The organism is Shewanella gelidii (genome assembly GCF_014647855.1).
Lineage (GTDB): Bacteria > Pseudomonadota > Gammaproteobacteria > Enterobacterales > Shewanellaceae > Shewanella > Shewanella gelidii.
In genome coordinates this window covers 331039-356413 of sequence record NZ_BMPZ01000002.1, presented here as the reverse complement: position 1 = coordinate 356413, position 25375 = coordinate 331039, and the positions used below count along the sequence as shown (strand labels likewise).

The 25375-nt window shown below is 43.9% G+C and carries 19 protein-coding genes and 1 riboswitch; of the genes, 9 read left to right on the top strand and 10 right to left on the bottom strand.

Annotation, left to right across the window (positions count from 1 at the left end):
- The first annotated feature begins 188 nt into the window (after positions 1-188).
- A complete protein-coding gene (locus IEY18_RS05075; RefSeq protein WP_188918474.1) occupies positions 189-623 on the top strand; it encodes a hypothetical protein in 435 nt (144 codons plus the stop codon).
- A gap of 369 nt (positions 624-992) precedes the next feature.
- The gene (locus IEY18_RS05070; protein ID WP_308424048.1) at positions 993-1457 is read left to right on the top strand and encodes a hypothetical protein; all 465 of its coding nucleotides are present in this window, start codon (positions 993-995) and stop codon (positions 1455-1457) included.
- Positions 1458-1640: 183 nt separating this feature from the next.
- On the opposite strand, the gene IEY18_RS05065 is transcribed toward IEY18_RS05070, so the two are convergent.
- The 4 genes from IEY18_RS05065 to IEY18_RS05050 all read right to left on the bottom strand — a co-directional run bounded on the left by IEY18_RS05065 (position 1641) and on the right by IEY18_RS05050 (position 6032).
- The gene (locus IEY18_RS05065; protein ID WP_188918472.1) at positions 1641-2219 is read right to left on the bottom strand and encodes a thymidine kinase; all 579 of its coding nucleotides are present in this window, start codon (positions 2217-2219) and stop codon (positions 1641-1643) included.
- Between the two features lie 205 nt (positions 2220-2424).
- A complete protein-coding gene (locus IEY18_RS05060) occupies positions 2425-3993 on the bottom strand; it encodes a Na+/H+ antiporter NhaC family protein (protein ID WP_188918471.1) in 1569 nt (522 codons plus the stop codon).
- Between the two features lie 80 nt (positions 3994-4073).
- Positions 4074-4269, bottom strand: a riboswitch (Lysine riboswitch).
- 89 nt (positions 4270-4358) lie between these two features.
- A complete protein-coding gene (locus IEY18_RS05055; protein WP_188918470.1) occupies positions 4359-5282 on the bottom strand; it encodes an electron transfer flavoprotein subunit alpha/FixB family protein in 924 nt (307 codons plus the stop codon).
- Complete coding sequence (locus tag IEY18_RS05050) at positions 5283-6032, bottom strand: electron transfer flavoprotein subunit beta/FixA family protein (protein WP_188918469.1); 750 nt, start codon at positions 6030-6032, stop codon at positions 5283-5285.
- Between the two features lie 397 nt (positions 6033-6429).
- Between IEY18_RS05050 and IEY18_RS05045 the strand changes: the two genes are divergently transcribed.
- The 5 genes from IEY18_RS05045 (at position 6430) to IEY18_RS05025 (ending at position 11852) form a co-directional block, all read left to right on the top strand.
- Positions 6430-6822, top strand: a complete 393-nt coding sequence (locus tag IEY18_RS05045) for an H-NS histone family protein (RefSeq protein ID WP_188918468.1) — start codon at positions 6430-6432, stop codon at positions 6820-6822.
- Between the two features lie 1400 nt (positions 6823-8222).
- A complete protein-coding gene (gene rcsF, locus IEY18_RS05040) occupies positions 8223-8615 on the top strand; it encodes an Rcs stress response system protein RcsF (protein ID WP_188918467.1) in 393 nt (130 codons plus the stop codon).
- On the top strand, positions 8605-9366 hold the full coding sequence (tsaA, locus tag IEY18_RS05035; protein WP_188918465.1) for a tRNA (N6-threonylcarbamoyladenosine(37)-N6)-methyltransferase TrmO: 762 nt from the start codon (positions 8605-8607) through the stop codon (positions 9364-9366). The genes rcsF and tsaA overlap by 11 nt, the downstream gene beginning before the upstream one ends.
- 10 nt (positions 9367-9376) lie before the next feature.
- Positions 9377-10027, top strand: a complete 651-nt coding sequence (locus IEY18_RS05030) for an acyltransferase (protein ID WP_188918463.1) — start codon at positions 9377-9379, stop codon at positions 10025-10027.
- A gap of 109 nt (positions 10028-10136) precedes the next feature.
- Positions 10137-11852, top strand: coding sequence for a proline--tRNA ligase (locus IEY18_RS05025; protein WP_188918461.1), 1716 nt, complete (start codon positions 10137-10139; stop codon positions 11850-11852).
- 132 nt (positions 11853-11984) lie between these two features.
- Here IEY18_RS05025 and IEY18_RS05020 read toward each other — a convergent pair whose 3' ends face one another.
- Positions 11985-13517: a methyl-accepting chemotaxis protein gene (locus tag IEY18_RS05020; protein WP_188918459.1), complete on the bottom strand. Its 1533-nt coding sequence runs from the start codon at positions 13515-13517 to the stop codon at positions 11985-11987.
- A 160-nt stretch (positions 13518-13677) separates the two neighbouring features.
- Positions 13678-14679 (bottom strand): ABC transporter substrate-binding protein, encoded by a 1002-nt coding sequence (locus IEY18_RS05015; protein WP_188918457.1) that lies wholly within the window; start codon positions 14677-14679, stop codon positions 13678-13680.
- A gap of 549 nt (positions 14680-15228) precedes the next feature.
- Here IEY18_RS05015 and IEY18_RS05010 point away from each other — a divergent pair.
- Positions 15229-16353: a patatin-like phospholipase family protein gene (locus IEY18_RS05010; protein WP_188918455.1), complete on the top strand. Its 1125-nt coding sequence runs from the start codon at positions 15229-15231 to the stop codon at positions 16351-16353.
- On the opposite strand, the gene IEY18_RS05005 is transcribed toward IEY18_RS05010, so the two are convergent.
- Positions 16350-17054 carry an SGNH/GDSL hydrolase family protein gene (locus IEY18_RS05005; RefSeq protein ID WP_188918452.1) on the bottom strand — a complete coding sequence of 235 codons (705 nt, stop codon included), beginning with the start codon at positions 17052-17054 and terminating at the stop codon, positions 16350-16352. The two genes, IEY18_RS05010 and IEY18_RS05005, sit on opposite strands and share 4 nt — an antisense overlap.
- Before the next feature lie 102 nt (positions 17055-17156).
- Positions 17157-19103 carry a monovalent cation:proton antiporter family protein gene (locus tag IEY18_RS05000; protein WP_188918449.1) on the bottom strand — a complete coding sequence of 649 codons (1947 nt, stop codon included), beginning with the start codon at positions 19101-19103 and terminating at the stop codon, positions 17157-17159.
- Between the two features lie 216 nt (positions 19104-19319).
- Here IEY18_RS05000 and dgcS point away from each other — a divergent pair, with 216 nt between their 5' ends.
- On the top strand, positions 19320-20207 hold the full coding sequence (dgcS, locus tag IEY18_RS04995) for a diguanylate cyclase DgcS (RefSeq protein ID WP_188918447.1): 888 nt from the start codon (positions 19320-19322) through the stop codon (positions 20205-20207).
- Between the two features lie 231 nt (positions 20208-20438).
- Here dgcS and tilS read toward each other — a convergent pair whose 3' ends face one another.
- Entirely contained in the window at positions 20439-21881 is a 1443-nt protein-coding gene (tilS, locus tag IEY18_RS04990) for a tRNA lysidine(34) synthetase TilS (protein WP_188918445.1), read from the bottom strand.
- 15 nt (positions 21882-21896) lie between these two features.
- Complete coding sequence (gene dnaE / locus IEY18_RS04985) at positions 21897-25370, bottom strand: DNA polymerase III subunit alpha (protein ID WP_188918443.1); 3474 nt, start codon at positions 25368-25370, stop codon at positions 21897-21899.
- Positions 25371-25375 lie beyond the last annotated feature (5 nt).

Sequence of the window (25375 nt, the reverse complement as noted above, 5' to 3'; positions counted from 1 at the left end):
CGTGCTTTTTTGCTTTATATTAGGCTAAAGTTAAATCAACACAGCCTTAAACTGTGAGTTTGACGGCGTTTGTTACGAATAAATACGCTAACAGATTAATATTGCATACAATCTTGGGTATGATTAAGTATTATTGATTGACCAAAATCAGGTGTGATTACTGCTTTAAAAAGGATCCATGTTGACTTATGAACAATAAAATTATTATTGCTTCTGTTGCCGGAGCTATCATAATCATAGGCATTGTGGCTGCCATTTTAATTATGCCACCAATGGAAGCGCCAGTTGATCGCAGTGCTTGGCGCCGAGACACCACTCGCCTTGAACATCTCAAAATTCTAAGTGACCGCATTCAAGTCTATTGGCAATCCAATCGCCAACTTCCTGCGACTGTAGGCCAGCTGATTGACGGCAAAGAACATAAGAAAAATCCAAAGGACCCAAGATATAGCACTGACTATGAATACAATGTCACGGGTCAACAGCGCTATCAATTGTGTGCCATTTTTTCGATGGATACGCCAAAACGACAGGCGACGAGCTTTTGGAATCACCCTGGTGATCATTTCTGCTTTGATTTCCATATTGGCCAAGAAGTTGAGCCAGTTCCTGCAATGGATTGATAATCAGACGATTCATTGTTCAACAAAACTTGCGATTGAAACAGCGCGTAATTTATAAAACGTGCTGTTTCGCTTTACCATCACTCAACTTGCTACCATCGGCTAGCGCCCTACCACCCACAATATCGCCTACCTTCTCAAAACATGGTGATGGTATAAAAACAATTCGATTCAAAAAGAAGAAGTCGCCATGTTTGGGCTTGCCACTTTTATTGAAACAAGTTCGCGCCCAAACCTGTCTTTATTTAAAGTACGACTTAGCAGTCGTTCCAATTTGAGTGGTCGTCAAACTAATGCTTAAATCTATCCCGCTCACAGGATAGATTGCTTTGTATGAAAGAGTACACCTGATAATTGCTGGAGATGATGATGGCAAACACCACCAATCGCAAACCAATCAATCCACAAAAGCCTGCGACAATGCGGTTAAGTGTGTTCCAAATCACGGCCATTTTTAGCATGCTCTTTGCACTCATTGGTTTTAGCTACAATGTCTGGCGAATGGAAATTACCGAGTACAATAGCAATGTCCGTTCTGCAAGCTTTGAGCTGTTACTGCAGTTGGCGGAGTTAGAAAGCATTGTTTATTCGGCTCATTACGATCAAAATTTACAACAGGGTAACCCGCGTATGGGCTGGGTCAAAGTTGGACTCATTGCCGATCTCAGTATGATTACCGAACCCAAAGTACAAGCCTCTGCCACTCAATTAAAGCAAACATGGCAAAATCAATGGCAAACCATGGCTCAAGAAGAACAAAGCGCTCAGGTTATCGTTGCAGCAATTGATGACGTACGTATTGAAGTACGCTCTCTCATCCAAGCCTTACGTTAAACCGCAATAGCATTATCCAGTGCAACTCTAAAACTCTCCAATTAACGTGCAGGCATTAAAAAGCCCTACAACAATGTAGGGCTAAATATTTAACAGCGTGCACACAGCGCAACCACGACGAATATTCTCAGAGTACTCACGACGACAGATTATTCTTAATAAGTCATCAAAACGACGAGCGAACTAATCCCATATTAGCTCTCTAAAATGCTTGCGGCAGACCGACTCATAGCTTTCATTACCGCCAATCTCTACTTGCTCTCCTTCTCGCAACGCATTGCCCTCACCGTCAAGGCGAACGACCATATTAGCCTTACGGCCACAGTGACAAATAGTTTTGAGTTCAACCAGTTTATCGGCCCAAGCCAAAAGGTACTGACTTCCACTAAAGAGTTCACCTTGGAAGTCATTTCTTAAGCCGTAACAAAGTACAGGTATATTCAATACGTCGACCACATAGGTTAGCTGCTTTACTTGCTCCTTACTCAGGAACTGGCACTCATCAACAAGCACGCAATGTAACTTGTCTGCCTCATGGGAAGTAGCAATCATATCAATCAGGTTATCGGTTGCACTAAATACCTGTGCGTCAGACTCAATACCAATTCGAGACGAAACTTTGCCGATGCCATAACGGTCATCAATAGACGCTGTCATTACAAGAGTGTTCATCCCTCGCTCGCGGTAGTTATAAGACGACTGAAGTAAAGACGTTGATTTACCTGCATTCATGGTCGAGTAATAGAAATAAAGCTGCGCCAAACCGGTATTCCTTTGGATTAATTAGTGGCAAGTTTTCGAGCTCAAGTTTACCACTAGGTGCAAATGCAAACCATATATCAATCTCGATTTGTGTGAGCCAATGACGCGCGTACAATAAAAAAAACCACCGTAAATGAAGGTGGTTTTTATAGATAGTTGCCCGCTGGATAATCTAAGTACGCATGGCTAAATGCCGTACCTGATTTTATTGAGCGTAACGCGCTACTTTAAATTTAAGCGCAAATACACTTGCTACAAACACAATACAGCTGGCAAGCATTCCGATATAAATCGACTCAGTGAAACCAAGAACAATGTAGCCAACTAAGCTAATCAAGGCGACGATGAGTGCATAGGGAAGCTGTGTCACCACATGATCAATATGGTGGCAACTCGCCCCCGTTGAGGACAAAATGGTGGTATCTGATATCGGAGAGCAGTGATCCCCAAATACCGCACCAGCGAGTACCGCTGCCAACATAGGTAACATCATCTCACTATTACTGCCCATCGCCATATCTGCAGCGATTGGTAGCATAATGCCGAATGTGCCCCAACTCGTTCCTGTGGCGAACGCTGTCAATCCCGCAAGGATGAATATCACTGCTGGCAATAGTGCAAAAGGAATATTACCTGTTGCTAAGCTCGCCATAAACTTACCCGTTTCAAGCTGACCAATAATTCCGGCAATAGTCCACGCAAAAAGCAGAATATATATAGCGGGTAACATAGAACGTCCGCCCTGGAGCAAACCGGTCATAACCAAGCTCTTTTCGACCCCTTGAATGGCCACTAGAATGATAGTGACAGCAAGGCCTACAATGGCGCCAAAGAATAAAGAAGAACTCACATCCGTCTTTTCAAAAGCACCAATTACAGAAAAATCGAGGCCTTCTGCGGCCAGTGCCGCCGCACCGCTATTGAGCATAAAAAAGAAAGTGGCAAATACAAGGGTGGTTATCGGCACAAATAAACCAAGAATTTTACCCGTGTCTGCTTCCGGTAAATCTGAATTCGCGCCGGGAGGTAACCCTTTTTCAGGGTCATAAAGCTCACCCATCGCAGCTTTTTTCTCTTGCGTGCGCATCGCGCCCACATCAAGCCCCATAAAAGAAACACACAGCAATAACATCAAGGCAAATATTGCATAAAAGTTCATGGGTACCATTTGTAAGAAAATACCGAGATGCCCTTCATCTGCGAAACCATGAGCCGTTAAAATACCGCCGATAAGCGCAATAATATAAGCACCCCAACTAGAAACCGGTGAAATAACACAAACAGGAGCCGCCGTTGAGTCAAGCAGATAAGCAAGTTTTGCGCGAGAAATCTGGTATTTGTCGGTCACAGGCTTAGCCACGCTACCTACGACCAAACTATTAAAGTAATCATCAATAAAGACGACGCACCCAAGGAACATGGTCAGTAATTTAGCATCTCTGCGGTTGCGAATATGCTGCTGTGCCCAGTCTGCAAAAGCTCTCGCCGAACCACTCACTGTTATCAGCGCCGTAATCATGCCAAGTAAGATTAAAAAACCTAGAATATATAAGTTCCAGGTATTGGCAGCCCCATCATCCCAAAACAAACCTGTGATGCTTGTTAGCAAAAATACGCCACCATCTACCACAGAAAAGTTGCTGAGTAATAACGTTCCAACAATAATCCCTAACCCAAGGGAGATAAGAACACGCCGCGTCACAACTGCAAGTGCAATCGCAATTACTGGCGGTAAAACAGAAAGTGCCGAATCGGCATAACTTAAGACAGTCATATTATTATTATCTTCGTCTTTATTGCGAATGGAGTACAACTGAATGGGAGGCTTTTGGAGAGAAACCAATGTGCGCCAATCCTTTCAGTAGCGCTCCATAGTTAAAATACTTATCAAGACGATAAGCTCTACTATGGCAGTGCTGTACCTTTTCGGTAACAGCCCCAGCAACAAGTTTCGATAGACTTGTCACTTCGGCACCAAATCCTTTTACGGTGGATCGTCGGTATCACCCTACTAACCGCTACTAATATTTGGTGCGCCTCTACTTCTCAGGACGCCTTCAAAAGGCGTGGCGCACATCAAAACACAAGCAGCTAAGAGGATGCTACCTCCAAGCCACTTATCGTGACTTAAATCACAATTTAGATCAACTCAAGTAATTGCGGCACAGCGTCAAATAAATCCGCTTCAATACCATAATCTGCAACTTGAAAAATTGGGGCTTCCGGATCTTTGTTTATTGCAACAATGACCTTTGAATCTTTCATCCCAGCTAAATGTTGAATCGCGCCCGAAATACCGACCGCAATATAAAGCTCTGGTGCCACAATTTTACCTGTCTGACCGACCTGCAAATCATTTGGAACAAAACCCGCATCGACAGCAGCTCTCGATGCGCCAACAGCTGCACCAAGCTTATCTGCCAATTGTTCAAGGATGGCAAAATTTTCACCACTGCCCATCCCACGACCGCCAGATACAATCACATTAGCGCCGCCGAGTTCAGGACGCTCTGACTCTGTCAGGGTTTGACTCACGAAGCTTGTCTTCGCGTCAATGACGGTATCCAGTGCAGTAAGATTTGCATTCCCCGTCATTTCCACTGCATCGAACGCCGCAGCACGAACGGTCAGCACTTTTTTATCATCTAGACTTTGGACCGTTGCTAATGCACTCCCTGCGTAGATTGGTCTCACAAAGGTGTCTGCCGCAATCACTTCCACAACTTCAGAAATTTGAGCGACATCAAGCAATGCTGCAACACGTGGAAGTGTATCTTTCCCTTGGCTTGAAGCTGCCGCTAGAACATAATCAAAATCAGCAGCTAATTGCGAGATAAGCTGTGAAATATTCTCTGCAACCCCTGCTTGATAAGCTTCTGCATCTGCGACGATCACTTGATGAACACCTGCTAAGGCTTGTGCTTGCTCAGCGGCGCCTTGGCATTGATGCCCGACAACTAGTACAGTCACTTCTCCACCAATTTGTTGCGCACATTGAACCACTTTGGCACTGTCCAGCTTCAGGCTGGCATTATCATGCTCTGCTATAACTAAAATGCCCATTTAAATCACCTTCGCTTCATTTTTAAGTTTCTCGACAAGCTCTTCAACTGAGCTAACCATAATGCCCGCTTGTCTTTCAGCCGGCGCTGCAACCTTCAAAATATTTTGATGCTGCTTTAAGGTAACCCCTAAAGACTCTATCGTGACAGTATCCAAAGGTTTGCGCTTGGCTTTCATGATATTAGGTAGTTTGGCGTAGCGAGGCTCATTCAAACGTAAATCTGTAGTTACGATCGCAGGCAGAGGCATGCTTAATGTTTGTAAACCACCATCAACTTCTCGAGTCACAAGTAAAGTTTCACCTTCCACTTTTACTTCTGATGCAAATGTTGCCTGAGGCAATGATGTCAATGCAGCTAACATTTGCCCAGTTTGATTATTGTCACCATCAATGGACTGCTTGCCTAGCAAGATTAAGCCTGCTTGCTCTTGCTCCTGAATAGCTTTTAGTATTTTGGCTATTGAAAGCGATACCAGCTCTTCATCTGTTTCTACTAAAATGCCGCGATCGGCACCCAAAGCCATTGACGTTCTCAATTGCTCCTGTGCAGTCTTAGGGCCGATGCTGACAACAACAACCTCTGAAGCAACACCGGCTTCTTTCAAACGAACCGCTTCTTCAACAGCAATTTCACAAAAAGGGTTCAATGCCATCTTGAGGTTCGCTGTATCAACGCTTGAGCCATCAGCTTTGACGCGAACCTTAACATTAGCATCGACCACACGTTTGACTGGTACCAATACTTTCATAGGGCTTCCTTTCTACACCTTTATAAATGAAGACAATTTCTGGACTTAAAGGAGTGAGTGATCAACATTGCATAAGCATGCACAGCGCTCCTCATACAGTGGGCAACTGACATACATCTCAAAAATGCACCGCACTTTATCCAAAATCACATAATGCTACTCTACGCGCTGTTGACGTTAACGTCAACTGCAATCAAGCGGGTGTTTTGTTCTTTTCAAGGCAATAAAACAATGTAAATAAGCTTGAAATAAATAAAGTTTAATCATCTATCAATGAAAAAGCGGATTTTTTTGTATTTTTATTCAATATAATTTGATTCATAAGAAATAAATTTCTATTATTTACCCGTATTGAATTTATTAACCCTTTTATTAATAAAGTGGAATAGAAACTACTATGAGCGATTTTCTAGAAATATTAACTCACGGGCGTCGTTTAAAAGCGGCAGTTAAAGAACTAGCCCTTGAAGATTTGCGCGAAGTTGCAGTCAAACTTGAGAAAATCATCGCAGAAAAGGAAGCCTCAGTCGCACAGGAAGAAGCAGCTAATGCTGAGCGAAATGCGAAGATTGAAGAAATTCGTCTACAAATGGAAGCCATTGGCTTATCTGTGGATGATTTAGGTGGCGTAGCAACTAAAGCAGCACCTAAAAAACGTGCACCTCGTCCAGCAAAATATAAAATTGACGTTGAAGGCGAAACTATTACATGGACCGGCCAAGGCCGTATGCCCACTGTATTTAAAAACCAAGTTGATGCTGGACGCTCAATGGATGACTTTCTCATCTAATTGACCCTCGTCACTCTTGAGGCTTTTGTCTTTCTGAGACTCAAACCGTATCGTGTAAAAATAAACCCAGTACAACTGGGTTTATTTTTTTCTCACGCAGTAGGATGCCAGCAATCTCTACTCACTTGCAGGCTACCAATGTCTTTATTAGCGTAAAACGGATATTAGTCGACATTTTCGCTCTATTTTTACCCCCGGCCTTTTATTCAAATATCTTATTGGTGTAACACTTCAGATTGTAACTAATGACAGCTGTCTTTGACTCCCACCCCGAATGCAATCTAGGCCGCCGTATATGAATGAGAAGCTTACGGTCGATAGCAATACGCCGCTAACTTCAGTGAGCACGACACTCCTTAATCATCCCCCACAACGACAGCGCTTTGACTGTACTTCAGTTTTTTACCTCTAGTTCAAGGCTCGGTTAAACAAGCTATTCTAAAACTAAATCTTGCTAAACAATTGATTCATTCAAGCCTTACAAAGGCGGAGCTCAAGACGGATACCAGTAAAATAAAACTAAGTTTAACAAAGTATATAATTCGCTTAAGAGCATCGATACCAATGAATTGGCCTCAACAGTGCCAACTAAGCGACAACACTTCAAAGTAGTGCACAAACTCTAATTTGATTTCTGTTTAAACATAACAAACTCAAAGGTGACTTTAATTTGACGCTTTCAATTCATTGACACGATCGCGTTAATAGAATGTAACAAAAGTGCAACGGCGTTTATTTGCTGTGGGGCAAATAATTTATATGAACTTAATGTATTTATTCTGGATCTAATTATGTTTCATGCCCTTTACTGCACTAACTTCCGTCTTTGATACGCCAACTACCTTTCTCCTCAATGACTTTTATAAAATGCCCTTTTAATGGGCGGCTTAAGCAGATTCACACGAATAGATAATGCAATAAGGGACATTTGCAACTCAGTACGAATACGGATGAACTTAGAGCTGAGCTCAAAAACCAGCAATGAAACTTTGAGGCGAATCAACCCACCCTCTTACGGCACTCAAACCGGTATAAAAAGGCGGCATATCATTACCAGCTAAAACGTAGAAAATAACGCAACAGTAAGCAATGCAATAAGAAAGAGCCAAGGGAAACTAAACGACCCAGTAAACAATTTGAATTCTGTAAGCCAGCCTCCTCTGCTCGCTTTAACAACCACTCCATTGAAAGTATTGAATACAAATGAAACATTTCAATGCAGCAGCGCGATTTAAAACAATTGCGCCGGTTACTTTTTACAAGCCCAAGAGGTCGAATTAAATCAGATATCCACTGAAGCGAAGATATTCAGTACACACTCAGAGTGTTAGAATAACCTATTGGCAATTGACTCATTGCTAAAACCACCTCCACTAAACATAACTAGATAGGAATTTTGCATGAAAAATCGCCGTATTCTGATTATCGCCTTGAGCTGTACAGGGCTTTTAAGTGCATGCGCAAATAACTATACCTTTCATAGTAACCTGAATAGCCAAGCGGTCGAGACATATTTCAAGCCTGGGACGGTTGTCGTTTTTGACGAGTCAAATTTGCCGAAGCAAACCTATCAAACGCTTGCATTAGTTGAGGGAGAGTCTTGCCAAGCCAAAGCGAACGATCAACCAGCATCAGCACAAGAAGCTCGAACTCAAGCGCGACTCAACGCAGCAAACATTCAAGCCAACGGGCTTATAGTTAGGCGTTGTACCACTTTTGAACAGGCGGATAACCAATGTATTAGCCGGGTTAGTTGTGTTGGGCACGCAATTGTTCTAGGCAATGGTGAATAGTGTGAGCGCTGATTTTTCTGCAACAATTCAAGCGGTCGGATACTGCTATACCCCATATAAACAAAAATTTGGCATCCCTCGCCAGCCCGGCTTAGTCAATGCTCGGGGCTTCATAAAGCTAGCTGGTGCATTGAATGATCCCGACAGTGTGCGAGGTATTGAGCAATACTCTCACCTATGGATACTTTTTAGCTTTCATCAAAACCTTGAACAAGGGTGGAAAACGACGGTACGTCCACCCCGCTTAGGAGGCAATGAAAAGCTAGGGGTTTTTGCAACTCGAGCAACTTTTAGGCCGAATGGAATAGGACAAAGTGTCGTTCGCTTACACGCTGTGAACAATGAAAACGGTCAAGTCACGCTCGAAATTTCAGGCATGGACTTACTCGATGAAACCCCCATCATCGATATAAAACCCTATATTCCTTTTTCCGATGCAATTGAAGGCGCGCAAGGGGGCATGGCACAACAAGCCCCCGAATTAATGCGTGTGAATTTCACAGAGCTCGCACGCAATCAATTGGCGCAAATAGCCCAACAAGCACCGAACCAAGCGCTCGAGCCGTTAATTCTCGGTGTACTCAGTCAAGATCCTCGCCCAGCTTATAAGAAAAAAGCCGATGACCCCAAAATGTATCAAGTTGCTTTGTACGATTTCGATGTGTTCTGGAAAGTTATAAACAATCAAATTCATGTCATCGAAGTTAAAGAAGGCATGCTCGCCAAGTCGCGTCACCCGAAAGTTAGGTAATTTAAAAATTATGTCCGAAAAACCTGATTATCAAACACAGCATAAAAAACGCCTGTCCTATATGCCATGGCTCTACTTTTCATTAAAACCAAAACACCTTGAATGGGCGATACCTTGGCAAAATAAGATTCAAGAACAGTTACAATTGCTCGAGACCGTTGCAATTGGCAATCATTGTTTCATCGCGCCAGAAGCTGAACTCTTTGCAGAACCTGGCCGAAATATTGTCATCGGCGATCAATGTATGCTGGCAGCCAATAGCTTCTTACATGGCCCAATTGTGATTGGCAATGAAGTTGCCATCAATCATGGATGCTCACTCGATGGCGGTAAAGCCGGCATATCAATCGGCAATAGAACCCGCATCGCTAACAATGTCACTATATATGCTTTCAATCATGGCATGGCACCCAACTTACCGATTTACCAGCAAGCCGTGACTTCCCAAGGCGTTACGATTGGTGAAGATGTCTGGATCGGAGCCCAAGTAGGAATCGTCGATGGTGTGACGGTTGGCAGCCATGCCGTCATAGGGATGGGCGCGATCGTCACACATGACGTTGCTGAATATGCAATTGTCGCAGGCAACCCAGCAAAAATTATTGGGGATCGTCGCGATAAATCAACGACGCTAGCACGAACATCTTTAGCACATGCTTAAAATAATGCTTTCTCTGAATGAAATGCCATTAGAAACCTAAAATACCTTGGTGACAACAGGTGCATAGCTGCTAAAATAGCGGCCATTCTAGTTAACATTGGACATGTTCATGCGCGTCAGCAAGTACCTGCTATCTACACAAAAAGAAACCCCTGCAAATGCAGAAGTTATTAGCCATCAGTTAATGTTGCGAGCAGGAATGATCCGCCGCAATGCTTCGGGACTATACAGCTGGTTACCCTCTGGTTTACGTGTTTTACGTAAGGTTGAAGCGATTGTACGCGAAGAAATGAACAGTGCTGGCGCTGTAGAGATCTTAATGCCAATGGTGCAACCTGCTGACTTGTGGGCAGAAACAGGCCGCTGGGAAAAATTTGGCCCAGAGTTGCTGCGCTTTCAAGATCGCCACAACCGAGACTTTGTATTGGGCCCAACCCATGAAGAAGTCATTACTGATATCGTTCGTAAAGAAGTTAGCTCTTACAAACAGCTTCCGCTAAATCTTTATCAAATTCAGACCAAGTTTAGAGATGAAGTTAGACCTAGATTTGGCGTAATGCGTTCACGCGAATTCTTGATGAAAGATGCATACTCTTTTCATCTAGATCAACAAACGATGGACGAAACTTACGAGTCAATGTTCCAAGCTTATAGCAATATTTTAAGTCGTATGGGGCTTGGTTTCCGCCCAGTCATGGCTGACACAGGAGCAATTGGTGGCAGTCTGTCCCATGAGTTTCACGTGTTAGCGAACTCTGGCGAAGATCTAATCGCATATTCTACAGAAAGTGATTATGCAGCCAATATTGAAAAAGCAGAGTCTCCACAACCAACGGAAACACGTCAAGCGGCGACACAAACGCTTTCCAAGTTAGAGACTCCAAAAGCAAAAACCATTGAAGAATTAGTTGAGCACTATGGTATTGCGATTGAAAAAACCGTTAAAACACTCATTGTAAAAGGTTCAAGCGAAGAGGCACCTTTAGTTGCGCTTATTGTCCGCGGTGATCATGAACTCAATGAAGTAAAAGCAGAGAATCTAGAACAGGTTCTTGCACCGTTTGAATTTGCTGATGAAGCAGATATCCGTAAAGCCATAGGCGCAGGTCCTGGTTCTCTGGGCCCAGTTGAGCTTTCTATTCCAGTCATCATTGATCACTCTGTCGCTGTCATGAGTGATTTCGCGGCGGGTGCAAACCAAGATGGGATGCATTACACCGGCATCAACTGGGAAAGAGATATCGCCGAAGCACCAGCTGCCGATCTTCGTAATATCATTGAAGGTGAAGCCAGCCCTTGTGGTCAAGGTACGATTGCCCTACTTCGCGGTATTGAAGTTGGCCATATATTCCAACTGGGTACGAATTACTCCGAAGCCATGGGTGCCAAGGTACTGGATGTAAATGGTAAAGCGCAGACACTCCTCATGGGTTGTTATGGTGTGGGTGTCAGCCGTATTGTCGCTGCAGCAATTGAACAAAACCATGATGACCGTGGCATCATTTGGCCTGAGGCCATTGCACCATTCAAAGTTGGTATCTTACCCATGAACATGCATAAATCTCACCGCGTGAAAGAGCATGCAGAGAAGCTCTACCAGGAACTGACAGAGGCTGGTGTCGAAGTATTATTTGACGACAGAAAAGAGCGTGCCGGCGTCATGTTTGCTGATATGGAGCTTGTTGGACTACCGCATATTGTCGTCATCGGCGATCGCAATATTGATGCTGGTGTATTTGAATACAAAAACCGACGTACGGGTGAAAAACAAGAAATCCCATTCGATCAAATTGTAGAATTCATTAAAAATGGTGGCCAGGTTTAAACCTGCAATCAAATGCAAAAAATAGAAAAACGCGCGATTAGGCGCGTTTTTTTATGAAACCAGTACACACATTGACTTCCAAAATAGTTAAAACACACCAGCCCCCAGCGCTCCAACAAATCAACCAAATACTTACTGAACTTTGAACTGACCAACCACACCTTGTAAATTCACAGCAAGCTCAGCAAGCTGCTCTGTCGCTTGCGCAGTATTGTCAGCACCAATCGCAGTTTCTTGAGTAATATCGCTAATATTCTCAATATTACGATCGACTTCTCCCGCAACCGTACTTTGCTGATCAGTAGCCTGCGCAATCTGAGTGGTAAACTGCGCAATCTCTTCAACTGATGCGGTAATTTCTTTGATCCCTTGGCCTGTTTTTTCTGCTCGATGAACAACATGCCCAGCTTGCTCATGGGCTCTTTCGGTCACGATAACAGCCTCAGAAGTTCCTGCTTGCAAGCTTTCTATCATGGTTTGGATTTCTTCAGTCGCTTGCTGAGTTCTCAAGGCTAATGTTCGCACTTCATCAGCAACCACAGCAAAACCTCGCCCTTGCTCACCAGCACGCGCTGACTCAATTGCAGCATTCAATGCAAGCATATTAATTTGCTCAGCAATCGAACGAATCACACCTAATATCGAAGAAATGCTGTCACTGTCTTGTGCCACACGTTTAATCACGCCTTCAGCATCTTCGATATCCTTTGACAGCTTTCCTATATCCTCGATAGTTTCGTGCAAGGTGTCATAGCCATTATTCGCTTCTTCTTGAGCGATTCTTGCGGAGTCTGCAGCTTGTGCAGCACTTTCCGCAACCTCTTTAGTTGTCACAGACATTTGATGAATCGCAGCTGCTACCTGTGAAGTTTCATGCTTAAGACTATTCACACCTTTTGTGGTTTGTTCGGTAATCTGAGACGTTTCTTGTGCTGTATCAGCAAGTTGTGTGGCATCATCAGCCACGTTTAGCATGACAGCCTGTAATTTTTTAATTACCGCATTGAATGAATCACATAATTGGCCAAGCTCATCTTTGCTATCGTCCTCTATTCGGCATGTCAGGTCGCCCTCACCATCGGCAATATCTGAAATGGCATCGGTGACCCGACTCAAACGATTTAAAACTGACGAGGACAATAGCCAAGAAAGACAAGCCACGATAATGATATCCAGCACTGCAATCTCAATCACAGTAACAATGAGCTGGTGACTTAAAGCTGAGCGAATATGACTGTCATCGGTAAAAAGTGCTAGTTTGCCAACCGGCACTTTTTCTTCATCCTCAACCACAGTTAATTCTTGGGACAGCTCTTTGGTAAACTTTGCTGGCGCGTCACTGGTTTGAGTTAATGTTTGCGAGTCATCTTTATTGCTACCATAAATCACATCTTCACCAGACCAAGCGATGATGGATTTGACACCTTGTGCGGTCATTTCTGAGCCAATAATACTCGCGACCATATCAGTTTCATAATTCCATACGGGTTCCGGTAAGCTATTGGACAAGCGTGAAAGGCTTGCATTCACTTGGCTAGAAAACTGAGACTCCAATTGATCTTTTTGTTGGAAATAGTTGTAGACACCTGATAACCCCAACAACATGGAAATGAGAAATACAAAGCTAATATTGAGTTTTAACTTAATACTATTTGATATTTTCATTGCTCACTCTCGCCAAATTATTGCGGTTTGGCATCACTAACTGCGTCCTATCCCTGTGGGCTAAATACTCCCTCAACACCGCTTTACATCACTTTCAATTTAAGCGATGACAGTAAAAATGACCGCCATCACCCAAAAACCCTAAAAAGAGCAGCTCTTTTTAATCGATGACACTTGCTTTGCTTTGAATCGACTTCGGTAGCGTCAAAGACCAGCGGTCAAGCTGTGCTTGACTAAAGTAAAAGCGACCTTTCTTCGCGACTGCCGGTTGAATCTTCTTCGGTGATTCGCCGGCTAAAACTCTTTTTACAACCTTTGCTGCTTCAACGCCTTGCACTTCACCAAATAGCACGAGCCCACCGATAGCTTTATCTCTACCCACAACAAAGTCCCAAAATGCAAACGGCGGCACAGGGGTATTCTCAGAGGTCCATGATAAGATGTCGCCTGCAGGCACATGCTTGCCACTGTCATCGACTATCGTATGATAGAGCCCAACAATAATGGCATCATAGCCATCAGACTTGGCGTTCGAAACTGCTTGCTGCCATTTGGACTGGGTATCAATCAGCTTCAGTGTCGCTTTGACCTTTCCGACTTTCAGCGTATCTTTGCCCTTAAACGCATCGGTCACCGCGGCTTGAGATGTGGTTCCTGAGTCAAACAAAATCAATACTGATTTGAGACTGTTATTCATCACTTTGTTAACCTCTGAAATGTTACGCTTGAACAGCGGACGCTCCAGAATTCCAGTGACCTGCTTCATCTTGCCAATCCCAACGGCTCTTGGGTTGCTATTGATACCAAGAAAAACCACAGGGGTACCGTCATCATCAATACGTTTACCCAAATATTTAAGAGCATTATCATCACCAAGCATCACAATATCGGGCTTCATGCTTTTATATTTTTCCCAAGCTTTATCCGCTTGCTGTTGGTATGCATCCTTGGGAACCCTTTTTGTATCCATTTGGAACGTTTCAATTTCATAATTTCCATCAAGGGTTTGTCGAATTCCTTTCAAGTAGCTCTTATCCCATGGGTATTCAGCGTGATAGCTCTGAATGACCAAGACTTTCTTTGCTTCAGCAATTGCAGATGGACTCATCACAGCCCCGACAATGGCCAAGCAAAGAAAAAGACATCGACATAGAGTATTCATGTTTATCTCCAAGAAGTTTTGCCTATAAGTTTTCGTTTCCAACTAAGTATAGAAGAGAAAAAACAAGCGATATTAACAAATAAAAAACCATTACATTTCTTAAGGTTAAGTTTGGAGCAGGGGCCAATTTCACAACTAAAAACAGCAAGATACCTCTAAATGGTTAGGTGGGTTTTGGACAAAAAAATAGGCCATTCAGGAAATGGCCTTAAAACATGGAGATGAGAGGTTGAACGCATGATGTGTCAATATCGATTCTATCTGGACCTATGTCGATGAAACCCCAGATTCGCTTTCGATATGTTTAGGTTACCGTCCGAATACAATCAGGTAAAACGTATCCATTAGATAGTGGCAATCTGTTTTTACGATACAATGCCGCTAGCCACAAAGCTTAGCGAACCCTTAATTTAGCAAGTCGTTAATTACGCTTTTGATATACCTCCCCGTTTCAAAGCGACTTTGAAAGCTCACAACAAATGCAACTTGATTTTTCACAACGTTTAACGCTTTAATTAATATAGGTTTCAAATATTTGAGGAAGGTTATTTGCCAGAGTCTAGAGCGATTGTTCTCGGTGGTGGTGGTGCGCGAGCAGCCTATCAAGTGGGTGTATTTAAGGCGATCGTCCAATTCTATCCTCGCAATCACGGAATTCCATTTAAGATTATCTGTGGTACATCGGCGGGTGCTATCAATGGTATTTCTATGGCGACACATGCCTCTTGCTTTCATCTAGGGGTACGCAAATTAGAATGGGTTTGGCGAAACTTCACCACGAGCAAAGTATATCAATCGTCTATTCCCGGTGTGCTATCCCACTTAGGAAAGATGGCACTCCGAGGCATTCAAGACGGCAAGCTGAACTCTGAACCGGGCAGCCTATTTGATAATGAACCTTTACGAAACCTTCTCAATGAGTTAATGGACTTTGATCGTATTGATAGGAATATTCAAAATGGCGCGTTAACCGCTCTGAGTGTTGATACTTCTAGCTATAACACCTCTAAATCAGTTACATTTTTTCAAGCGGCGAAAGAGTTAGATGACTGGCATCGAGCCAGAAGAAGCGGTGAAAGAATACAGTTAAATACTGAACATTTACTTGCGAGCTCGGCCATTCCATTGGTTTTCCCTTCGGTAAAATTAGGCCAAGGTTATTATGGCGACGGCTCTGTCCATCAGCTTGCACCTTTAAGCAGTCCGATACATCTTGGCGCAAAAAAGATATTAGTGATCAATTTGGAAAGCCCCCATAAACAGGCACCGTTAGAACTAAAGCACCATCCAAAAACAGCAACCATTGCAGGTCATCTATTGGATACGATTTTTTCTGATACACTCAATAGCGATCTTGAAAGGCTAGAGCGAATTAACAAAACGCTTGCAATGATCCCCGAGGAGAACCAACAGGCAATACCTTTACGACAAATCGAAACTCTCGTAATTAAACCAAGTGAAGATTTAAGCCAGCTTGCCGCTCATTATTATCAAGATATGCCTTTTGCAGTGCGAAGCCTATTAAGGCTAATCGGCATCGATCGCCGCTCAGACTCAAGTATTGTGTCTTACCTGTTATTTGAGAAGGCCTATACGAGCGCCTTAATCGATCTGGGCTATCAAGATGCGATGTGCCAAATCGATGAATTGAAATCTTTTTTTGATATTGGTTAAGACAACCTGTTTTGTATAATTTCTTGCGCGACAACGCGACCCCAACGTTGATAAATTTTGGGCCCCGGATGAAAACCATCTTTCGCCATATGCGCTTGCGTTAACTCACCACTAATATCCAATAGACTGCAATCATTCTGCTGCTGTACCCATTTCGATAGCGCTAAATTGAAAAGCTTGGCCTTATAACCGAGAAAAAAGCGCAAAGGATGAGGTAACAATGGAAAATGTCCCATAGGTGGTACTTGGGTCAATATGATCTGTTGCGGTTGATAAGTCTGCCTTAATACACTAATAAAAGCACTTTGATGCTTCATCCACACATTCACATTTGGCAAACGCAGCACATCATTCACGCCTAAAGACACGACAACAACATCAACGACACAATCCGTTACTTCAATTGCACGCATGCAATCATAAGTCGTGAACCCTGACTGGGCTCTCAATTGCCAATGCACGTCAAACTGATGACTTAATGCCTGAGCTAACTGACCACTCAGTGCTTCAGATTGACAATCAACGCCAACTCCAGCCGCAGCCGAGTCACCGATAATGAGAACCTTTAACGGCTCCCCTTCGCCGCACCTACCCTGACGCGCACCTGCAGCTTCAGGCAACTTCAATGCAGTTTTTCGCACTTGCTTACCTTGATAAAGCAAAATCGGGGCGAGCGCGATTTGGAGGGGGTAATAAAACATATGTACAATCCTTTGTTATATTCTTCAGCGCTTGTTCTGAGCTCGCTGACTGCATAGTGCAAGATATGCGACAAACCTAAACAATTCTTACCTTCAACTCTCTTAACCTTGCAGTAAAAATGCCTCAGCTTTTTCCACACGGCGGGGCTTACCCACTAACAATAACGTATCCCCGGCTCGAATAACCCAGTCACCATCAGGGTGATCAAACTCTTCTCCACCACGACGAATAGCCCGCAATTCAATTTTCATTTCATCCCAAGCAATGTCTGCGACCAATTTGCCAACTGCATTCGCGCCACGTGGCAAGGCGACTGCATGTAATAGCTCCAAACTAAAGTCAGTTTCTGTACCTGAAAAGAATCCATGTAGGTATTGGTAATGATTCCGGCGCTCGGATTCCAACCGTTTCAAAATACGCGTTAGTGGCACGCCACACTGATAAAGCACCTGAGAAACTAACATTAAACTGCCTTCCAGCGTTTCAGGAATAACTTGACTTGCACCCGCTTCTTCTAACTCCTCAAGCCCTTCATCATCACGGGTACGCACCAATATTTTTGCATTCGAAACCAACTGGCGACAGAGCGCGGTGACATCTTCTAATGTTCGATGATCTGAAAAGGTCAAAACAATCATTTTCGCATCTCTAATCCCGACTTCCTTCAAGATACTGCGCTTACAAGCATCACCAAAGTAAACTGGTTCTCCGGCCTGTCTAGATTCGGCCACACGAGTCGGGTCTAAATCCAAAACGATATAAGGAACAGCTTCTGTTTTTAAAAAGCGCGCAATGGTTTGACCGACACGACCATAGCCAAGGATGACAACAAGGTCTGAATGATGCTCAATATGAGGAATTGTTTCATTCGTCGTGGGTTTTCGTTTCACCCCTTGCAGGCGTTTTGCCACATCCATACTATGGCGAACAAGCCAAGGTGCAATTGCCATCGACATCACTGCAACCATCACCAAAATGGTACTCACCTCTTTATCCAATAATTGATAATTCACAGCCAAGGCTAAGACAACAAAACTAAATTCACCCACTTGAGCAAGGCTCAACGCCGTTGCGACAGATGCACGAAAAGACTCTTTTGCAAGCTTCAAAATAATAAAAACAATAAGCGCTTTACTGGAGACCACCAGCACGAGGATCAGTAATATTTGCCACCAGAAGCGAAGCACTAGCGAAAAATCGAGTAACATACCGATGGAAATAAAAAATAGGCCCATCAATAGATCTCGAAACGGGCGAATATCCGCTTCAAGCTGCCGACGGTATTGACTCTCACTCAGCAGCATACCCGCCATAAATGCACCTAATGCCATTGAAAGGCCTAACCACTGAGTGATAGCTCCAGTGATTAATGCAACCACCAGTGTGGATAAAACAAATAGCTCATTCGACTTTGAACGCGCAACTTCATCAAAAAGTCGGGGTAAAGCCCACTTGCCGATAGCCATGATGGTGATAAAGGCAAGACTGCCTTGCACAATGCTAATCACGATGCCTTCAATTGACATGCTGTCACCATCTGCCGCGAGCAGAGGCAACAAGATGAGTAACGGTACAACTGCGATATCTTGAAATAGCAACACGCTCACAGAGAGCTCACCGTGGCGGCGCCTCAACCAACCTTGTTCATTCAGTAGCTTTAATACAATTGCAGTGGATGAAAGCGCAATCGCAGAACCAATCACCACAGACTCAACCAAGGTCTGCGAAAACAGCATCGCGCCACCAATACCGAGCAACGCCGTAATCGTCATTTGCGCAACACCCAGACCAAATACGGTTCTGCGCATAGCCCATAATCTCGGCAAAGAGAACTCAAGACCTAAGGTAAACATCAGCAGTACCACACCCAGCTCAGCAACCGATTGCATTTGATGCTGGGTAAACCAATGGAAACCACTCGGGCCACTAATGACCCCGGTAAACAAATAAGCCAAAATTGCAGGAAGCTCTATTCGGCGCAACAACGCAATAGAAATAATGGCAATGACAAGCATTAATAAAACTTGAATCAAAAAGCTGTGTTCCATCTAGTTCAGATACTCCCAACGAACAACTTAAGACAATGAGGAAAAAATGACACAAACGTTTTTCAGGCTTGCCAATATACTGACATGGAGGCAAACCAAAGTTTTTAACCTTTGCTAAACCAATGACATATAAAGATAAACTAAATTACTTCTATATCAGGCACACTTATTGCAAATCTCTTGGTACACGAGTCCTTCACTGCTGGAGTTAATATTATGGACTTTGGATTAGCAACAGAGTTTTACCCTGAAGAATACCGCTATCAACCTGAATTTTATAAACAAGATCAAGCTGAACCGGATATGCTACAGATAATGCAACAGCTACATGCAAGTTTAGACCCACGGACAGTCTTTGCCTGTTACGGAAAAATGATCGGGCAAATTTTGCCGATTCAAGGTGTCCATCTTCAGGTTGCCAAGCAACAATTCCACTGGGGAAAACACCATGGGATCAGCCTAAAACATGTTGCAGAGCAAGACCGTCAGAGCTTGTCCATACATTACCGTCTCATTTCGGCACTGACCTCTTCACAACTCGATATACTCCAAGGTATCGAGCGCTTACTCTTGCAACCTCTTCTTAACGCAATCAAGTATCAAAACATGTCCCAGCAGGCAATGTTCGATTCTTTGACTAACTTAGGGAATCGACACTATTACAACCAAACTATCGCAAAATCACTTGCGAAAGCAAATCGACAATCGGAACCTCACCTTTCGCTGGTGATCCTCGACATCGATAACTTCAAGCAGCTCAATGATACTTATGGCCATAGTTTTGGTGATGAGATACTGCATAAATTTGCTTATTTGCTGAATGACAGCATACGCGACAGCGATCAAGCATTTAGGATTGGCGGTGATGAATTTGTCGTAATTGTTCACGGCTGCCATGACGCCGCAGCTGTGTTGTGTCAAAGGTTGCAAAAAGCAATGGCAAAACAAGCGGTTTTAAAAGAGCACCAAGTACATACCAGTATGGGAATTGCCAAGTGGGAAGCCAGCTTATCGGCAAAAGAACTTTATGATCGAGCAGATTCAGCGCTATACCAAGCGAAAGCTGCAGGAAGGCATTGTTATAAAACTTTTAAAGTAAAATAGGTGTTGGTCGATAAGTAAACTAGCCCCTTGTTAACTTTGGCATTTGCGACAACTCCAGTTGCAGGTGCCTTTTCTTTTTATGGCCGTAACCTAGCAAGAAAGCCACACCAACATTGCTATTTTATCGGGCGAATTTCGCAAAGAAAAAACTGCGCATAAATAACTATTGGTGGAATGTCTCGCGAGACTTAAACATCAAAACACGATTAAGAACAGATGTCGAATCAACCATTAACGCAGTTTATCTGTATCAAATTGAATGCTTAACTCCCCGTCCTTTGCGACAAATGGCTTTTCAACCCATAAGCCTATCGCCGCGACCAACTGTGCACCGTAAAACAAATAGGGCACCCGGCAGCGCACCCAAGGCGGTACCGCAAGCTCCTGCAATACTTTTTTCAATTCACGACCTTTATTTCGGTAATGGGGCTGACAGCGATAACTCCCCGCCAACCGATACTTCACCGTTAACAATTCTAGGTCCTCAGGTAAGCGCATTTTAGGACAAAGCAGTAAAGAACTTTCTTGATTAGCGCTATGAGTCAGAGCATTCTCCAAACCGCCAGAAGATTCTGCCTTTTCTATTTGCGAATGTTTCTCCTTCGTGGCTTGTATCTCTCGTTTAAGCTTCGTTAACAATGCACTACTAGATTGAGCCAAAGTTGAACTATCCACTTGTCGCTCAACATAAGCAAATTGTTGAAATCGCCGTATGGCTATCCCCTCAGCTTTAAAGTGTACATTTGCGTCAGTTTTGGCAAAAATTAATTGTTCAAGTACTTGCTCGGTTTGCGCTCGCGAGAGCGTCGGCAATTGGCAATGATGTAGATAGCCACGCAAAAGTTGCGTTCTCATCGCTTGGCTATATTCCATGAGCTTCTCTAGGTCAAATATCGGATATTGAGAGTATCGAGAGGAAGATAGTAATTGCGGCAAAAGACGATGTACTTGCTCATCCAATGTTTGCTGCTGTTCTGCACACAAAGCGGCACTGCGGCTAACGGTGACCGCATAACTTGGCCAACGCGACTTTAGAAGTGGAATAATTTCATGGCGTAGGAAATTTCGGTCAAAACGGCTATCAAAATTGCTTTCATCTTCAATATGCTTCAACCCATAACGGCAACTAAATGCCTCAATATCAGCACGGCTAAACGCAAGCATAGGCCGAACTATATATTTGTCCCCCTTGAATGGTTGCAGTGTTGACATAGAAGCCAGTCCTTTCGGGCCAAGACCACGAGCAAGTGCTAGCAATAAGGTTTCAAGCTGATCATCCTGATGATGGGCGGTCAGCAAAATATCCCCCTTAGACATCAATGCTTCAAGTGCCGCATACCGCTTGTCCCGCGCTTGTGACTCAATACTGTCACCTTTATTTAGCTCAAGCTTTACTCGTGCAACGTTAAAGTCTATTTGGTAATGCTTTGCACGTTGTACGCAATGTTGTTGCCAATCATCAGCATTGTCACTCAGCCCATGATGAACATAAACAAACATATATTGATATTGAGGGTTTTGCTGTGCGAATTGACTTAAGCCAAAAGCCAGTACTTCGGAGTCGACGCCGCCACTGTAGGCCAACACGATTTGTTGTTTTGACTGAGCACAATCGATTTTGGGGACACGATTCACTGCATCGGTTATGGCTTGAATCAATTGCGCTTGCTGCATGTTAAATAGTGTTCCTTAAAATACAATCCGAACCTTTCCAGGTCCTAACATTGATTCAAGATCAAGCATCAATTCATCGCTTGGATTGACACGCCATTCATCCCCTAAAATGAGCTGGCCTTTCGCTTGCGCTTGCTCATAATTGATAACAACGGGTACCGTACTATTTTTCCACGGCGTTAGTGACGTTTGGAACTGGTTTAAACGCTCAGGAGTTAATGTTTGCGCTTCTAAATCAATCTCTAGTGCTTTTGCGAAATGGCATCTCGCTTCACCAATATCGATGATGTTGCGCGCAGTCATCCGGTTTCCTCCGGAAAAATCATCCACACTAACCTCACCTTCACAAATCAGAATTCTATCTTTCTCTAGCAAATGATTAAACTTCTCAAAAGCTTCGGTAAAGAGCATCACTTCAAGCCGAGCACTTTTATCATCAAGGGTCACTAATCCCATCTTGGCGCCACGCTTGGTGAGCATGACTCGCGTAGCGACCACTAAGCCAGATGCTTTTACGGTTTTGCCGCGATCCGTTGGGTGGATATCTTTTAGGCGGCCAGAAGTATATTGTTTTAACTCTTTTAAATATTGATTGATTGGATGGCCGGTAAGATACAAGCCTAATGTATCTCTTTCACCTTCCAACCACACTTTATCTGGCCACGGCGTGCAGTGGACAAATTGCTGCTTAGTGTCTTCCGGCTCACTATTTAAAAGGCCAAACATATCATGTTGGCCTATGGCTTCAGCTTTGGCGTGTTGATCAGCTGCGCGAATAGCCTCTGGCAGGGTTGCTACCATCGAAGCACGATGTGGTCCCAAGCTATCCAAAGCACCCGCGGAGATCAATTTTTCAATAACACGCTTATTGAGCTTCTTCAGATCAATTCGAGCACAAAAATCAAATAGATCCTTAAACGGACCATCTTTGCGTGCTTCCAAAATTGAATCAACAGGCCCTTCGCCCACACCTTTAATCGCGCCAATGCCATACACAATATTAAGATCATCATCGACGGTAAATTTGAAAAGCCCTTTATTGACATCAGGCGGGATCAAAGGCAATCCCATCCGCTCACACTCATCAACTAGTGTGACAATTTTATCGGTATTATCCATATCGGCAGACATTACAGCCGCCATAAATTGTGAAGGGTAGTGAGTTTTCAGCCACAAAGTTTGATATGAAACTAATGCATACGCTGCTGAGTGAGATTTGTTAAAGCCATAGCCCGCAAACTTCTCAACTAAGTCGAAGATTTTCATCGACAACTCGCCGTCTACGCCATTATTTATCGCACCTTCTTTAAAAATACTGCGCTGTTTTGCCATTTCTTCAGGCTTCTTTTTACCCATTGCGCGGCGTAGCATGTCTGCGCCACCTAGGGTATAGCCCGATAAGACCTGAGCAATCTGCATCACTTGCTCTTGATAAAGAATAATGCCGTAAGTAGGCTCAAGTAAGTCTTTTAATGACTCATGTTGGTATTCTGCATCTGGATAAGAAACTTCTTCGCGGCCATGCTTACGCTCAATAAAGTTATCAACCATTCCCGATTGCAAAGGCCCTGGCCTGAACAAGGCCACCAGTGCAATCATATCTTCGAAGCAGTCTGGCTGAAGGCGCTTAATCAAGTCCTTCATACCGCGGGACTCTAACTGGAACACCGCTGTTGTTTCATAGCGTTGCAATAAGCGAAAGCATGCCGGATCATCCAGTGGAATCGCCGCAATATCGATATCAGGTCGACCTTGTTCCCGCTCAACCCGATTGACCATTTGCAAAGCCCAATCAACAATTGTTAAGGTTCGAAGCCCCAAAAAGTCAAACTTCACCAAGCCGGCCGTTTCTACATCATTTTTATCAAACTGGGTAACCGGGTTTAGCCCTTCAGCATCGCAATATAGGGGGGAAAAGTCAGTAATTTTGGTTGGCGAAATAACAACGCCGCCGGCATGTTTACCGGCATTTCGTGTTACTCCTTCAAGCTTACGACACATGTCTATCAGATCTTTGACATCTTCATCTGCATCGTAGCTTTCTTGAAGGCCTGGCTCCACATCAAAAGCCTTCGCAAGCGTCATTCCCGGCTCTGGTGGAACGAGCTTTGAAATTCGGTCGACAAAACCATAAGGATGGCCAAGCACACGCCCCACGTCTCGTATTACCGCCTTAGCCGCCATGGTTCCGAAAGTAATGATTTGCGATACGGCATCACGGCCATAAAGCTCTGCGACGTGGTCAATCACTTCATCTCGGCGATCCATGCAAAAATCGACATCAAAGTCAGGCATGGATACCCGCTCTGGGTTCAAAAAACGCTCGAATAACAAATCGAATTCAAGCGGATCTAAATCTGTAATTTTTAAAGCATAAGCAACCAAAGAGCCCGCACCGGATCCTCGACCGGGTCCCACAGGAATAAAGTTATCTTTACCCCACTGGATAAACTCCATAACGATCAAGAAGTAACCAGGAAAACCCATATTGTTAATAACTTTTAGCTCAATATCGAGCCGTTCATCATACTCACCTCGCTTTTGCGCACGCTCTTCAGGGTCTGGAAACAAAAACTCTAACCGTTCTTGCAACCCTTTTTCTGAAACCTCAACCAAAAAGTCTTCGATAGACAAATCACCGGTTGGAAAGTTAGGTAAGAAATACTCTCCAAGTCTAACGGTTACATTGCAGCGCTTCGCAATTTCCACGGAGTTTTCGATAGCTTCAGGGATGTCAGCAAACAACTCACACATTTCTTCCTGACTACGGAGGTATTGCTCATTGGAATAGGTCTTAGGGCGACGGGGGTCGGCAAGCGTATAGCCATCATGAATTGCCACACGAATTTCATGGGAGTCGAAATCTTCAGGTTGGAGAAAAACCACCTGGTTAGTCGCTACGACGGGCAGTTGCGCTGCCTCTGCTAATGCTACCGCCATGTGCAAGTAACGTTCTTCATCTGGCCGACCAGTGCGCAGCAGCTCGAGATAATAACGATCATCAAAGTGCTGTTTATAAAACTGAACAAGCTCATCGACTTGAGCTTGGTTCCCTTTCAGTAGCGCTTTACCAATATCTCCTTCACGTCCACCAGATAGTAGAATAATTCCCGCATTTTGTTCAATCAACCAAGTTTGATCAATAACAACGCGATCCTGAATTTGGCCACGCAAATACGCCATACTAATCAATTGCGTTAAACACTGGTAGCCGTCGTTATCTATAGCAATCACAGTGACAGAGCATAACTCATCACCAAAGCTTGGGACCTGCATCCAAAAATCGGCGCCTATAATTGGCTTAATTCCGGCCCCATGACACCCGCTATAAAACTTAACCAAACCACAGAGGTTATTCTGATCGGTCAGAGCAATCGCGGCCATCTCAAGCTCGGTAGCACGAGACAATATGGGCTTAACCTTTGAAACGCCGTCACACATTGAAAAGTCGCTGTGGACACGCAAATGAACAAAACTTGGAGCAGGCATAAAAG